General features: G+C 58.4%; 11 protein-coding genes and 1 pseudogene. 6 read left to right on the top strand and 6 right to left on the bottom strand.

Going from position 1 to position 14,069, the window contains the following annotated elements; genetic code table 11:
- Positions 1-229 precede the first annotated feature (229 nt).
- The 5 genes from HMPREF0908_RS03085 to nadE all read right to left on the bottom strand — a co-directional run bounded on the left by HMPREF0908_RS03085 (position 230) and on the right by nadE (position 5,932).
- The gene (locus HMPREF0908_RS03085; RefSeq protein ID WP_006689976.1) at positions 230-1,330 is read right to left on the bottom strand and encodes a metal ABC transporter permease; all 1,101 of its coding nucleotides are present in this window, start codon (positions 1,328-1,330) and stop codon (positions 230-232) included.
- Positions 1,323-2,198 carry a metal ABC transporter permease gene (locus HMPREF0908_RS03080; protein ID WP_006689975.1) on the bottom strand — a complete coding sequence of 292 codons (876 nt, stop codon included), beginning with the start codon at positions 2,196-2,198 and terminating at the stop codon, positions 1,323-1,325. Before HMPREF0908_RS03080 ends, HMPREF0908_RS03085 begins: the two co-directional genes overlap by 8 nt.
- Before the next feature lie 3 nt (positions 2,199-2,201).
- A complete protein-coding gene (locus HMPREF0908_RS03075) occupies positions 2,202-2,924 on the bottom strand; it encodes a metal ABC transporter ATP-binding protein (protein WP_006689974.1) in 723 nt (240 codons plus the stop codon).
- A 247-nt stretch (positions 2,925-3,171) separates the two neighbouring features.
- Positions 3,172-4,122 carry a metal ABC transporter solute-binding protein, Zn/Mn family gene (locus HMPREF0908_RS03070; RefSeq protein ID WP_006689973.1) on the bottom strand — a complete coding sequence of 317 codons (951 nt, stop codon included), beginning with the start codon at positions 4,120-4,122 and terminating at the stop codon, positions 3,172-3,174.
- Positions 4,123-4,264: 142 nt separating this feature from the next.
- Positions 4,265-5,932 (bottom strand): NAD(+) synthase, encoded by a 1,668-nt coding sequence (gene nadE, locus HMPREF0908_RS03065; RefSeq protein WP_006689972.1) that lies wholly within the window; start codon positions 5,930-5,932, stop codon positions 4,265-4,267.
- A 77-nt stretch (positions 5,933-6,009) separates the two neighbouring features.
- Here nadE and ybaK point away from each other — a divergent pair, with 77 nt between their 5' ends.
- Entirely contained in the window at positions 6,010-6,495 is a 486-nt protein-coding gene (gene ybaK / locus HMPREF0908_RS03060) for a Cys-tRNA(Pro) deacylase (RefSeq protein ID WP_006689971.1), read from the top strand.
- A 69-nt stretch (positions 6,496-6,564) separates the two neighbouring features.
- Entirely contained in the window at positions 6,565-8,058 is a 1,494-nt protein-coding gene (gene thrC / locus HMPREF0908_RS03055) for a threonine synthase (protein ID WP_006689970.1), read from the top strand.
- Here thrC and HMPREF0908_RS11190 read toward each other — a convergent pair.
- Positions 8,058-8,189: pseudogene (locus HMPREF0908_RS11190) on the bottom strand (secretion protein HlyD); the annotation flags it as partial. The gene thrC and the pseudogene HMPREF0908_RS11190 overlap by 1 nt on opposite strands.
- Before the next feature lie 162 nt (positions 8,190-8,351).
- On the opposite strand from HMPREF0908_RS11190, the gene pckA reads away from it, so the two are divergent.
- From pckA to HMPREF0908_RS03035, 4 genes are all read left to right on the top strand, one after another.
- Complete coding sequence (gene pckA / locus HMPREF0908_RS03050) at positions 8,352-9,971, top strand: phosphoenolpyruvate carboxykinase (ATP) (protein ID WP_040572370.1); 1,620 nt, start codon at positions 8,352-8,354, stop codon at positions 9,969-9,971.
- Between the two features lie 71 nt (positions 9,972-10,042).
- Positions 10,043-12,109, top strand: a complete 2,067-nt coding sequence (gene recG, locus HMPREF0908_RS03045; protein ID WP_040572369.1) for an ATP-dependent DNA helicase RecG — start codon at positions 10,043-10,045, stop codon at positions 12,107-12,109.
- 70 nt (positions 12,110-12,179) lie between these two features.
- Entirely contained in the window at positions 12,180-12,968 is a 789-nt protein-coding gene (gene dapB / locus HMPREF0908_RS03040) for a 4-hydroxy-tetrahydrodipicolinate reductase (protein WP_040572368.1), read from the top strand.
- Between the two features lie 10 nt (positions 12,969-12,978).
- Positions 12,979-14,010, top strand: a complete 1,032-nt coding sequence (locus HMPREF0908_RS03035) for an aspartate-semialdehyde dehydrogenase (RefSeq protein WP_006689966.1) — start codon at positions 12,979-12,981, stop codon at positions 14,008-14,010.
- Positions 14,011-14,069 lie beyond the last annotated feature (59 nt).

Below are 14,069 nucleotides of genomic sequence, written 5' to 3'. Positions count from 1 at the left end.
AGCGATTTCCTGCGCTTTTTGCGTATGGATGGTCTTCGGCGGTTCGTCATATCGGCGGCATTGTCTTAGGGAATCACTGATAAAATGAAGCCCGTCAGATTGGCGTAGATTTTTCGTCCGAACAAGGTGGAAAACCGGACGCAGAGTGGTGCTCTGTGGAGGATTTTCCGCCGAAGTACGGGCAAAAAAGATGCGTCAAGATGATGGTGCTGAATTTATCAGTGATTCCTTAGATGAAATATCGCTCGCAGAGCGCCTTGTACGCCGCCGCCCCCGTATCGGTCAGCAGATAGTAGCTGCCCGCGCGATGGAGGAGGTGCTGATCGATCAGCTCGCGGCTGACGCGGCGCACCTTCGACGCATCCCATTTCAGATGGTCGCCAATCTCGTTCGCGTGGTTTTCTGCACTCTCAACGCGTTCTGCCGTGTGTCTGCCGATGTGGAGCAGGAAGAGGTCGCGCTGCATCTGCTGCATACTTCTTTTGCGGCGGATGTAAGTCGTGACTGCCCCTTTCGGCCCCATGAGCAGGGCAAGCAGGTAGACAAGCATATTTATGACCGCGCAGAGTCCTGCAATCGAGGCGTTCATATGCACGGCAAGCGCGTAGCCGAGCGCGGAGTTCGCCATGCTGACGAGGAGGGCGAGGAGGAGCGTGTGCGACAGATGCTTTGTAAAGAGCAGAGCCGCCGCACCGGGGGCGATGAAAAACGAGATGACGAGAATCGCACCGACCGCATCGAATGCTGCGACCGTGGTCAGTGAGGTCAGAGACATAAAGGCGTAGAAGAGGATGCCCGTCGGTACGCCGATGAGCCGTGCGTATTCGCCGTCAAATGTGGAGACCTTGAGCTCCTTGTAGAACACGGTGATAAACACTGCAATCAGGAGGGCGAGCCCGCCCATCTTGAGCGCCGCTGCAGGAATCTCCACGCCGCCGATCTCGACCGTGTTCAGCCCAGCGTAGATGACTTCGCCCATGAGTACCATATCGGTATCGAGGTGGGCATTCCCCGCATATTTACTGATGAGGATGACGGCGAGTGCAAAGAGCAGGGGAAAGATGACACCGATTGCATCGTCGTATTTGACAAGGCGTGTCTTGCCGAGCAGCTCGACGAGAGACACCGTGACAACGCCCATAAGTGCCGCCCCGAAGAGCAGCCACGGCGAGCCGAGGTCATGCGTTACGAAGAAAGCGAGCACGATGCCGAGCAGAACGGTGTGACTGATTGCGTCCGCCATCATGGAGAGACGGCGCAGGATGAGGAATACGCCGAGCGGTGCGCACGCTGCCGCCGTCAGCAGGAGTACGAGCAGTGCGTCATCCATGTGAGTGCCTCCGTTTCAACACGCTGCCGAGGATGCCCTTTGTCCCGAAAACAATGGAAAAAAAGGCGATCAGCGAGGCAACGAGGATGATGGAGGGCCCCGTCGACATGCCCTGTTCGAGCGTGCTGATGTACGTTCCGACGAGCGCGGAGACCGCACCGATGAGACTGCTCAGCAGGAGCACGCGTACAAAGTTGTTCGACCACTGATTTGCCGCAACGCAGGGAATGATGAGGAAGGAACTGATGAGGATTGCGCCGACCGCCTTGATCCCGATGCCGATGACGGCAATCGTCATGACGAGCAGGAGGAGGTTCAGTAAACGGCAGGGCAGTCCGACCACCTCCGCATACTCCGCGTCAAAGACGAAGAGCTTCAGCTCCTTGTAAAAGAGCAGCAGGAGCGTGAGCACGAGGGCAGAAACGACGGCGATCAGCAGGACATCCGCCTCAAGCATGTACGCCGCCTGTCCGAAGATGTACGTCCCGAGCCCCGCCTGTGACGCGCCCGCGTAGTCAGGATTTCCTTGGATAAAACTCTTGAGCGCCATACCAAGCCCGAAGAAGCCCGAGAGGAAGATTGCAAGATTTGCATCGAGCCCCAGACGCTTGTCCCTGTGCGCGAGCTGAATGAGCGCGTAGCTTGCCGCACCTGCCAGAATTGCTCCCGCGAGGAGGATGACGGGGCTGCGCGTCGCGAACGCCATGTAGGCAAGGATGATGCCGGGAAAGGTCGAGTGCCCGATTGCATCGCCGATGAGGCTCTGTCCCTTGTAGACGCTGAGTGCGCCGACGGGAGCGGCGGCGACGGCGAGGATGACGCTGCCGAGCGCGACGATCTGAAAGGTGTAGTTCGTCAGAATGTCCATCGCTCACTCCTTCACGCGGTAGGCGCGCGCGAGTGCCGCCTCCTTGTCGATATCTGCGAGATAGTCCGATGCCTTTACCGTGCGGTTCAGTACGACGAGATAGTCGAAATAGGCATCGAGTGTGCTGAGATCGTGGTGGACGGCGATGACGGTGCGCTTTTCCTTCTGTAAATCCATAAACTTCTCCATGATGATGCGTTCCGTTGTCTCGTCAACACCCGCAAGCGGCTCGTCCATGATGTAGAGCTGCGCGTCCTGCGCGAGTGCGCGTGCGATGAAGACCCGCTGCTTCTGTCCGCCAGAGAGTTCAGAAATTTGACGGTCGGCGAAGTCTGCCATCTTCATCTTGTCGAGTGCCTCCATCGCAAGCGCGCGATCCTCCTTGCCGGGGCGGTGAACGAGCCCCAGATGGGCATAGCGTCCCATGAGCACAACATCGAAGACCGTCGTTGGGAAGTCCCAGTGCACCGAGCCGCGCTGCGGCACATAGGCGATCTGCTTGTGCACGGCGGAGAGTGCCTTGCCCCAGAGGAGCACTGCACCTGAGACGGGCTTCAGCAGCCCGAGGATCCCCTTCAGCAGGGTGGATTTGCCCGCGCCGTTCGGCCCTACGATCGCACAGCGTACGCACTCCGGCACATCGAGGTCGATGTCCCAGAGCACGGGCGTCTCACGGTATGCCATTGTAAGGTCTTCGACGTGGATCACGCTGTTCGTTCCTTCCATTCTGCGCCTCTTCTGTATGGTTTCTTTATCCGTACGAACTCCACGCAAACGCCTCGTTACGCAAGCGGTCGTGTGCTCGTCCGCCTAAATACCTGCGGACTTCTTAAACGCGCTGCGCTTGAACGAAAGAAATCCGCAGGGGGCGGGTCGCACACTCGCTTCCGCTTGCTCCACTAGGGTTTGCTTAGGAGTGTCGTATGGTTACGTTTCCGTTTGTTCATAACATCTGACAGCGAACATTTTTCTGCTACTTCAAATGTGAAACAATCAGATCGATGTTGCTGCGGTACATCGTGATATAGGTATCGCCCTTCTGGCCCTCGGGTGCAAGAGAATCCGAGAAGAGCTCATTGCCCTCACCGCCAACAATCTCGACATCGAAGCCCTTCGTCCTGCAGACCTCCTGCAGCTTCTTCATGCGCTCTGGGTTCGTCGTACTCTCGGCGAATACCGCCTTGACCTTGTGCTCGACAATGTAGTTTGCCGTCTTCTCGATGTCGGCATTCGCAACCTCGGAGTCCGTGCTGACCCCCTGCGGCGCGATGACATTCACGTGGTAGCGGTGGGAGAAGTAGTTGAACGCATCGTGCGGCGTGACGAGATTGCGCTGCCCCTCGGGAATCTGTGCGATCTTCTGTGTGATCTCGGCATCGAGCGCGTCGAGGTCTGCAAGATACTTCTTCAGATTCTCCTGAATCTCCTTTTCATGCGTGGGGAGCAGCTTGATGAGCTGCGCTGCCGCCTCCTCCGTTGCCTGCTTGTAGAGTGCGACATCAAACCAGAAATGCGGATCGACAATCTTCTTGCCGTCCTCCTCCATGTAGTTGATGTTTGCATCCGCGAAGTTCTTTGTCACGGCGATGCCCTTCTTCTCAAGCACCTCTGCCATCTTGCCCTCGAAGTGCAGGCCGTGGTAGAGGAGGAGATCTGCCTTCTTGATCTTCTCAAGGTCGGCCGGCTGTGCGACGTAGAGATGCGGATCCTCGCCTGCGGGGATAATCAGTTCGATGTTCACATAATCGCCCGCGAGCTGCTTTGTCATATCCTGTAAAAATGAGGTCGTGACCGTTACGGTTTTCTTCGTGTCGGCTGCCTTGTCGCCGCCTGTGCCTCCTCCGCCGCAGCCGACGGCGATCAGTGCCGTAAGGGCAAGAGCAAGGGTGAGTAAGAGATGCAGGGAAAATTTTTTTGCGTGCATGACAGCACCATCCTTTCATTTGTATTGAGAATAGCACAAAAATTGAATCTTGTAAATGAGAAAATTTCTCAATGATGATATTTTTATAAATGAAAAGCGTCCCTGCACGAATACACAGGGACGCCAATATGTGTTTTCCAAATTATTTTCCGAGCAGCTTCTCTTTGAGTGCGCGATAACGAATCGTCTCGTACGCGCCGATCTGTGATTCTGGATGGTCGCTGCCGTAGGCACGACCGCTGACGGACAGCAGCGGCGGTGACTGGATGCGCTTGGCGACTGCCATGCCCGTATAGAGCCCCCACCAGCGTTCGAGATCGGCGATAAAGTCTGCCGCCGTCGGGAAATAGTCTGCGACAAGCCCTTTCTTACAGCCGATATGTGCTTCGAGCGCGTTTTTGGCATAGTATTCCAGAATTTCCTCAGGCGTTTCATTGTTTTCCGCAAAGGCGCGGAAGAGATGATCGTGATACGGATAGCGGATGGGATCGCCCTTGCCCTCGTCGACATTTTGCGCGTCGGAGAGTTCGGCACTCGGCACGATGTCGATGATGCCCTGCGGGATGGCCTCGCGCCCGTAGACATGTTCGTTCAGGTAGCGCGCAAGGTCATAGACCTGATATTTCCAAAGATCGGCGAGCGCACAGAGAAAGCCTGCGAGGTCGCCGTAGAGAGTCGCATAGCCGACGGTGGTCTCTGCCTTGTTCCCGTTGCAGGTAAAGCCGGCACCCCATGCGGCGGCAATTGTCGCGAGGACGCGGCCGCTGCGGTTGCGTGCCTGCATATTCTCACGGACGAAGGAGGAGATTGTCAGATGCTCACCGGGAGCCGCAGCTGCCCCCTCGATGGGGATCTCGCTGAGCTGCTTTGCTGTGTACGAGACGCTCTCCTCGATGGGGACGATCATGTGGCGGCTGCCAAGATTGTCCGCAAGCTGTGCCGCAAGCCCCTTCGTTGTTGCAGAGTTGAAACGGCTCGGCATATTGACGAGCAGAACGTTCTCCGCGCCGATCGCGTCGACGTAGAGAGCGGCGGCGACGGCAGAGTCGATGCCGCCCGAGATGCCGATGACAACGCGTTCCATATGGATGCGTGCAAGGAATTTTTGCACGGCGTAGCGGAGTGTGCGATAGATGGGTGCGATGGCAGGTTCTGCGGGTTTGTTGGGAGGGGCAGGGAGTGCCGCCGTGTCGACGATGGTTATGCCGTCCTTATAGGCGGGCGTGATGAGGGCGCGCGCACCGTCCGCGCGGAATGCCTGTGCACTGCCCGCAAAGGTGTAGACGGTCTTGCCCTTGTCCTGAATGCCAAGCGCGTTGACATAGAGGAGCACGGCGTTCTGTTCCTGCGCCGTCTTGGCGAGGGTGCGCGCCTCAAAGCAGAGCGGGAAGGGACTGGCGTCGGCAGCGAGGATCACACGTTCTCCCGGCAGCTCGTAGAGCAGTGGTGAGAAACGCGTACTCGCACCATGGAGCGGACGACGTGCGACCTCGCGCAGGACGCCGCCGCGCGCGTGCAGGAGAGTGCGCGCGAGTCCGCAGCAGCCCTCCCCGCCTGCGGCGACGTTGCCGAACATGACGGTGATCCCATCTGCCGCAGCGGCAATCTCCTCGGCGTATGTCGCGCAGTCGCCCAGGAATGCGGGCTGTTTCCACCCGCCGCCGAGGAAGAGCCCCGAGAGACTGAGTGCGGGGAAAAGGGCGAGGTCGGCACCCGCCGCCTTTGCCTCTGCAATCTTTCCGCGCATTGTTGCAGCGTTCCGATCGGGACGACCGGGGACGACTTCCATGGAGATGAGTGCAATTTTCATAGTGATGCTCCCTTCCAAACGCGATAGCGTTTGATTTTTATTCCGGCTCAATGGTATAATCCGGAGTGGTGAGTAATATGGCAAAGAAGAAAATTCCAAAGACCAATGCGGCACGTATCTTGGATCGCCTTGGCATTTCCTACGAGCTTCTGACCTATCCCGTCGATGAGAGCGATCTTTCGGCGGCGCATGTGGCAGAGGTGACGGGCATCCCGCCTGAGCGCATCTATAAGACGCTCGTGGTGCGCGGCGACCGCACGGGCGTGTTTATGGCGGTCATCCCGGGTACGGGGGAGCTTGACCTGAAGGCTGCCGCCGCCGCAAGCGGAAACAAGCGTGCGGAGATGGTGCATCTGAAGGAGGTTTTTGACCTCACAGGCTACGTGCGCGGCGGGTGTTCCCCGCTCGGCGCGAAGAAAAGCTATCCCGTCTACTGCGACGAAAGCATGATGCAGCAGGAGCGCATTTGTGTGAGCGCGGGGCGGCGCGGCGAGCAGCTCTCGCTCCCGCCCGCCGATCTCATTCGTGCGGCCGAGGCACAGACGGCACATCTCGCACGCTAAGCACGACAACATCGCCCAAAACACGAATCATAGTATAGCACAGATGCAGGGCAATGCCCAAATGAAAGGATGTATACAATGGATTACTTCAGCACGCGCGGAGGCGCGGAGCGTGTTTCCTCTGCTGCAGCGATTCTCAAGGGGCTTGCCTCGGACGGCGGGCTGTTTGTGCCTGCGTCATTTCCGCAGATGCCGCTTTCCGCCATCGAGGAACTGGCGGGGCTCTCATACGAGGAGCGTGCCGTACGCATCCTGCGCCTTTTTTTGACGGATTATACGGAGGAGGAAATCGAGGGCTGCGTGCGCCGCGCCTACAGTCATACGTTTGACGACGTACGCCGTGCCCCCGTGACGTCGGTCGGTGAGCTCGAGGTGCTCGAACTCTGGCACGGTCCGACGAGCGCCTTTAAGGACATGGCACTCCAGCTTCTCCCGCAGCTGATGAGCACAGCACGCGTGAAACAGGGAGAGAAGGACACGATTCTCATCCTTGTCGCCACCTCGGGCGATACGGGCAAGGCGGCACTCGAAGGTTTCGCCGATGCCGAGGGAATCCGCATCATGGTATTTTACCCCGACGGCGGCGTCAGCCCCATCCAGGGACTCCAGATGGTGACGCAGGCGGGAGAAAATGTCCGCGTCGTGGCCGTGCGCGGCAACTTTGACGATGCACAGCGCGGCGTGAAGGAGATCTTCGGTGATGCGGCGATGGCAGCGGAGCTCGCCGCCGCCCATACCAAGCTCTCCTCAGCGAACTCCATCAACTGGGGGCGCCTTGTCCCGCAGATTGTCTACTATTTCAGCGCTTACGCCGATCTCCTTGCGGCGCAGAAGATTCAGGCAGGCGACGCTGTGAACTTCACCGTGCCGACGGGGAACTTCGGCAATATCCTCGCGGGCTACTATGCAAAACGCATGGGGCTGCCCGTGGGCAAACTCGTCTGTGCATCAAACGAGAACAACGTGCTCACGGATTTTCTGCGCCGCGGCATCTATGATCGCCGCCGTCCCTTCTATCAGACGATGTCACCGTCCATGGACATCCTCGTTTCGAGCAATCTTGAGCGTCTGCTCTATCATCTGACGGAGGACACGGCACAGGTTGCTGCGTGGATGAGGGAACTTGCAGAGAACGGAACCTATGACGCGAGCGGTCTCCTGCCCGTCCTCCGTGAGAATTTCTGGGCGGCATTCACAAGCGATATGATGACGGAGGAGGAAATCCGTATCGTCTGCGAGCGGACAAGCTATACCCTCGACACGCATACGGCGGTTGCCTATCGTGTGGCGGAAGACTATCGATGCGAGACGGGGGACATGCGACCGATGATCGTTCTTTCGACGGCAAGTCCGTACAAATTCGGCGCGAGTGTGCTTCAGGCACTGGGCAAGGATACGGACGGGCTGGATGAGTTCACGCTGATGGAACGCCTGCAAAAGCACAGCGGCATGCCGATCCCAACGCGTCTTGCCGCACTTCGTACAGCACCTGTCCGTCACAAGGAGGTCTGTGAAAAGGACGGGATGCGCGACGCCGTGCTGGACTTTGCACGTAGCGTTTGAGGAAGCACTGATAAACTCAGCACCGCCGTCTTAGTATATCTTTTTCGCCCTGTCTGTGCCCTAGAATCCTCCACATAGCTTTGGCTATGCGTCCGGTTTGTCTTTTTGACAGGACAAAAAATCTGCACCAATCCAAGGGACTGTTTTATCAGCGATTCCTTGAATCGCGGAATTTTTTCACAATAAAAGAGGGTTTTTCGTATTTATGTAGAATTGTGACAGAGTGTGAGATGAGAGAAAAAATCACTCATCCCGCATCCATGACGCCGATCTTTTGGAAGGAAGAGGTAACTATGGCAACAATTGATCTGACACAATATGGTATCACGGGGACGACGGAGATTGTCCACAATCCAGACTACGATCAGCTGTTCCGCGAGGAACTGCGCCCTGATCTCGAGGGCTATGAGCGCGGACAGGTCACGAATATGAAGGATGCCGTCAACGTCATGACGGGCATCTACACGGGACGTTCGCCGAAGGACAAATACATCGTGGATGACGAGACATCGCACGATACAGTGTGGTGGACATCCGACGCCTACAAGAACGACAACCATCGCGCCTCGCAGAAAGCGTGGAACTCTGTTCGTGAAATTGCCATCCGCGAACTCTGCAACAAGCGCCTTTTCGTTGTCGATGCGTTCTGTGGTGCCAACGAGAATACGCGCATGGCGGTTCGCTTTATTGTCGAGGTGCCGTGGCAGGCACATTTCGTCACGAATATGTTCATCCGTCCGACAGAGGAGGAGTTGGAGCACTTCAAACCCGACTTTGTGGTTTACAATGCGGCAAAGGCGCGTGTCATGCACTTTGGCGATCTTGGACTGAACTCCGAGACGGCGGTCATGTTCAATCTCACTAGCCGTGAGCAGATCATTGTCAATACGTGGTATGGCGGCGAGATGAAAAAGGGTATGTTCTCGATGATGAACTACTACCTCCCGCTGAAGGGCATCGCTTCCATGCATTGCTCGGCGAATACGGATATGAAGGGGGAGAACACGACACTGTTCTTCGGCCTCTCCGGTACAGGCAAGACGACGCTCTCGACGGATCCCGAGTGTCTGCTGATTGGCGATGATGAGCATGGCTGGGATGATGAGGGAATCTTCAACTATGAGGGCGGCTGCTATGCAAAAGTCATCAACCTTGATCCCAAGGCAGAGCCGGACATCTACAACGCCATCCGCCGCAACGCTCTTCTTGAGAATGTGACGGTTGATCTCGCCGGACATGTGGACTTTGCGGATAAGACTGTGACCGAGAATACGCGTGTCTCCTATCCGATCAATCACATTGAGCATATCGTTCTGGGCAAAGTCGCGAAGAAGTCGGCGGGTCCTCATGCAAAGCACGTGATCTTCCTTTCTGCCGACGCGTTTGGCGTCCTGCCGCCGGTCTCGATTCTGACGCCGGAGCAGACGAAGTATTACTTCCTCTCGGGCTTCACCTCGAAACTTGCAGGTACGGAGCGCGGCATCACCGAGCCGACGCCGACGTTCTCTGCATGCTTCGGTCAGGCTTTTCTCGAACTCCATCCGGCGAAGTATGCACATGAGCTCGTCCGCAAGATGCAGGCACATGGCTCGCGCGCCTATCTCGTCAATACAGGCTGGAACGGTACGGGCAAGCGTATTTCCATCCAGGATACGCGCGGCATCATCCACGCGATCCAGAGCGGTGCGATCGACAGCGCACCGACGAAGAAGATCCCGTACTTTGACTTTGAGATCCCGACGGAGCTGCCGGGGGTCGATCCGAAGATTCTCGATCCGCGTGACACCTACGCAAGTCGCGTGGAGTGGGAGGAGAAGGCAAAGGATCTCGCCGCACGCTTTATCAAGAACTTTGACAAGTATGCAGGCAACGAGGACGCAGACGCGCTTGTTGCCGCGGGCCCTCAGCTCTGATGATTCATTAGATATAAATGACGGCTGCCGCAGAAATGCGGCAGCCTTTTTTGAAAGGATGGAGGCAGTGCGTGAAGCTGACGGACAGTGTGAATGCCGTGCGCGGCGTCGGCGTCAGGAAGGCAGCCCTCTTGGCACGGCTCGGCGTACGGACGGTGTACGACCTTCTGACGTTCTATCCGCGCGCCTATGAGGATCAGAGCCGCATCACGCGCATCATGGATCTCGCGGCAGGGACGCGCGCGACCGTGCTCGGCATGATTCAGCAGGTGACAGAGCGGCAGACGCGGCGGCGCGGCTTTACTGTCCTCACGGCGCTCGTCGGTGATGGGACAGGGTATGCGCAGGCGGTCTGGTTCAACCAACGCTTTTTGAAAGGAAAGCTGCGCACAGGGCAGCGTATCCTCCTCACGGGGAAGGTGGATTATGCCTATGGCGGAGGCGGGCAGATGGCATTCTCGCCCGTCACATCCTTTGTTTTGCTCGGTGCACAGGAGGACGCCGCGGCGCATCTCGGCATTCTGCCCATCTATGCAGCAACGGAGGGACTGACGCAGAAACAGCTGCGGCAGATGACGGCAGATGTACTCGCGCACGCGGGCGAGGAGCTGACGGAGACTCTGCCGGAGCAGATTCGGGCAGAGTATCATCTGATTGGGCGTTCGGCGGCATTTTCCCAGATCCATTTCCCGAAGGATACGGAGGAGCTCGCAGCGGCGCGGCGAAGGCTCGCCTTTGAGGAACTCTACCTCATCCAATGCGGGCTGCTGGCACTTAAAAAGCAGACGGCGGAGGATGAGGAGGGGATTGCTCATCGTGCAAATGGTGCACTCGTTGCGCGTGTACGCGATGCGCTTCCCTTTGCCTTGACCGAGGATCAGGAGAAGGTTTGGGCGGAGATCTCGCGCGATATGGAGGCTCCGCTGCCCATGCGGCGCCTCGTGCAGGGCGACGTTGGCTCGGGCAAGACGGCGATTGCGCTCCTTGCCCTCGTCAAGACAGTGGAGAGCGGCTGTCAGGGCGCGCTGATGGCACCGACGGAGATTCTTGCGCGCCAGCACTATGACGGCCTGCGGGAATTCCTGACGCCGCTCGGCATCCGCGTGGGCTTCCTCTCGGGGCGGCTCACGAAGAAGGAGCACGCGGAGGTGCTGTCCGCTCTTGCCTCACATGAGTCCGACGTCGTCATCGGAACCCACGCGCTGATTCAGGAGGGGGTGGCGTTTGACCGTCTCGGGCTCGTGGTGACGGATGAGCAGCATCGCTTCGGCGTGGCGCAGCGTTCCGCGCTCGAAAAAAAGAGCGGCATCGTGCCCGATGTGCTCGTCATGACGGCGACGCCGATTCCGCGGACGATGACGCTGACGGTCTACGGTGATCTGGATGTCTCGCGCATCGAACATCTTCCGCCGGGGCGCCAGCCCATCCGTACCTTCCTGCGCGACGAGACGGCGCGGGCGAAGATCTACGCCTTCGTCCGCCGTGAGATCGAGCGCGGGCGTCAGGCGTATGTCGTCTGCCCCCTCATTGAGGCAAATGAGGAGAGTGATCTGCCGTCGGCGGAGGAAGTTTACAATGAACTTTCATGCGGCTCCTTTCGCGGCATCCGCTGCGGGCTTGTCCATGGCCGGCTGAAGGCGTCCGATAAGGAGGCCGTGATGCGTGGCTTCTACGCAGGGGAGATCAAGCTGCTCGTGGCGACGACCGTGATTGAGGTGGGCGTCAATGTGCCGAACGCGACGGTTCTCGTGGTCGAGCATGCGGAGCGGTTCGGCCTTGCCCAGCTGCATCAGCTGCGCGGCCGCGTGGGACGCGGCAGTGATGCGTCCTACTGTATTCTCATCGCGGGGCGGCAGGCGGCGGGAGCGGAGCGGCTGCGCGTGATCGAGGAGACGAGCGACGGATTTCGCCTGGCAGAGGAGGATCTGCGGCTGCGCGGGCCGGGACAGTTCTTCGGCGCAATGCAGCATGGGCTGGGTGACCTGAAGATCGCCGACGTGCTCGCCGACATGGATCTGCTGCTTCTGGCGCGGCGTGCGGCACTTGCGACTGTCGATGATCCTGCGGCACTCGATTTTGTCCGGCCGGCACTCCTGCAGCAGTATCGAGAGCAGTTTGAGCATATACGGGAGGTATGAGTGTATTCCTTGACAGCAGTGGATTCTCTGCGATAGAATAGGACAAATGATAACAGAGGAGGAGATTGCCTTGACAAATGTTTTGGTCAACGGTGCCTGCGGGCGCATGGGGCGCGCTGTACTGAAAGCTGTGATCGAGGATCCGGAACTTGCTCTTGTCGGTGCGGTGGATGTCTCTGAGGGAGCAGACAGTGGGGAACTTGCAGGGCTGACGAAGAACGGCGTGCTCGTGGAGACCGATCTCGCGGCAGCATTCGATCGTCTGCATCCGGACGTAATGATCGACTTCACGCGTCCCGATGTCGTCTATCAGAATGTCCTGCTGGCACTCACGCATAAGGTGTCGCCTGTGGTTGGGACGACGGGGCTCTCGGAGGAACAGCAGCGGGAGATCAAGGCAACGGCGGAGAAGAACGATACGCCGGCGTTCATCGCACCGAATTTTGCCATCGGTGCGGTGCTGATGATGCTGATGAGCCGCATGGCAGCGAAGTACATGCCCGAGGTGGAGATCATCGAACTGCATCACGACAACAAGCTCGATGCGCCCTCAGGGACGGCCGTGCGGACGGCGGAGATGATCGCCGAGGTGCGTGAGACACATGAGCAGGGGCATCCCTGTGAGAAGGAGACGCTCGACGGTGCGCGCGGTGCGGACTATGAGGGCATGCGCATCCACAGCGTGCGCCTGCCGGGCTATGTCGCACATCAGGAAGTCATCTTCGGCGGGCTCGGGCAGACCCTCACGATCCGCCATGACTCGATCAATCGTGAGTCGTTCATGCCGGGGGTTGTGCTCGCCGCGAAGAAGGTGCGCTCGCTCACCTCGCTCACGGTCGGATTGGATAAGCTGCTGTAAGGGGAAGAATATGAAGAAATATCGTGTCGCGATACTCGGCGCAACGGGTGCGGTCGGACAGGAATTCCTGACGCTCATCGAGGAGCGCAAGTTCCCGTTCTCGGAGCTGCGCCTGCTTGCGTCCAGCCGTTCTGCAGGGAAGAAAATCGCGTTTATGGGCAAGGAGTACACGGTGCAGGAGACAACGCCGGACTCCTTTGCGGGGATTGATATCGCACTCTTTGCGGGCGGTGCGGCAAGCAAAGAGTTTGCGCCCCATGCCGTCAAGGCAGGGGCGATCGTTATCGACAACTCAAGTGCCTTCCGCATGGACCCCGAGGTGCCGCTCGTCGTCCCCGAGGTCAACCCCGAGGCAATTAAGGCGCACAAGGGCATCATCGCAAACCCGAACTGCTCGACCATCATTATGGTGATGGGGCTGAAGCCACTTTACGATATCGCGAAGATCCGCCGCATCGTTGTGTCGACTTATCAGGCGGTCTCGGGGGCAGGCAAGGAGGGCATGGCGGAGCTCGAGGAGCAGGTCGCCGCCCTCGCCTCCGGCAAAGAGCCCGTGGCAAAGGTTCTGCCCGTCGGCAAACTGCCAAAGCACTATCAGATCGCGTTCAACCTCATTCCGCAGATCGACGTCTTCAAGGACAACCTCTACACCAAAGAAGAAATGAAGATGATCGACGAGACGAAGAAGATCATGGGGGACGATCGTATGCGCATCACGGCGACGACGGTGCGCGTGCCCGTCTACCGCAGCCACGCCGAGTCCGTCAACGTCGAGTTTGAGGACAAGGTGACGCTCGAGGCGGCACGTGCGGCCATTGCGGCGTTCCCGGGCATTATCCTGCGTGACAACCCCGCAGAGCAGGAGTATCCGATGCCGCTCTTCACCTCGAACAAGTACGATGTGGAGATCGGCCGCCTGCGCTGCGATGAGTCGCAGGAGAATACGCTGAACTTCTGGATCTGCGGCGACCAGATCCGCAAGGGCGCGGCACTCAATGCACTCCAGATCGCAGAATACATGATCGCACACGATCTCGTTTGAACGACAGCATAAAAAAGGACTTGCTTCCGGTAGGAAGTAAGTCCTTTTTTATGTTTGTC

The organism is Centipeda flueggei ATCC 43531, assembly GCF_000160695.1.
GTDB lineage: Bacteria > Bacillota > Negativicutes > Selenomonadales > Selenomonadaceae > Centipeda > Centipeda flueggei.
The sequence above is the reverse complement of the archived record's forward strand: the minus strand, read 5'-3'. Positions and strand labels throughout refer to the sequence as shown.

Bases quoted from the DNA above. Each gene is read 5' to 3' on its own strand.
- HMPREF0908_RS03085 (WP_006689976.1), bottom strand. From the start codon at position 1,330: ATGGATGACGCACTGCTCGTACTCCTGCTGACGGCGGCAGCGTGCGCA.
- HMPREF0908_RS03080 (WP_006689975.1), bottom strand. From the start codon at position 2,198: ATGGACATTCTGACGAACTACACCTTTCAGATCGTCGCGCTCGGCAGC.
- HMPREF0908_RS03075 (WP_006689974.1), bottom strand. From the start codon at position 2,924: ATGGAAGGAACGAACAGCGTGATCCACGTCGAAGACCTTACAATGGCA.
- HMPREF0908_RS03070 (WP_006689973.1), bottom strand. From the start codon at position 4,122: ATGCACGCAAAAAAATTTTCCCTGCATCTCTTACTCACCCTTGCTCTT.
- nadE (WP_006689972.1), bottom strand. From the start codon at position 5,932: ATGAAAATTGCACTCATCTCCATGGAAGTCGTCCCCGGTCGTCCCGAT.
- ybaK (WP_006689971.1), top strand. From the start codon at position 6,010: ATGGCAAAGAAGAAAATTCCAAAGACCAATGCGGCACGTATCTTGGAT.
- thrC (WP_006689970.1), top strand. From the start codon at position 6,565: ATGTATACAATGGATTACTTCAGCACGCGCGGAGGCGCGGAGCGTGTT.
- pckA (WP_040572370.1), top strand. From the start codon at position 8,352: ATGGCAACAATTGATCTGACACAATATGGTATCACGGGGACGACGGAG.
- HMPREF0908_RS03035 (WP_006689966.1), top strand. From the start codon at position 12,979: ATGAAGAAATATCGTGTCGCGATACTCGGCGCAACGGGTGCGGTCGGA.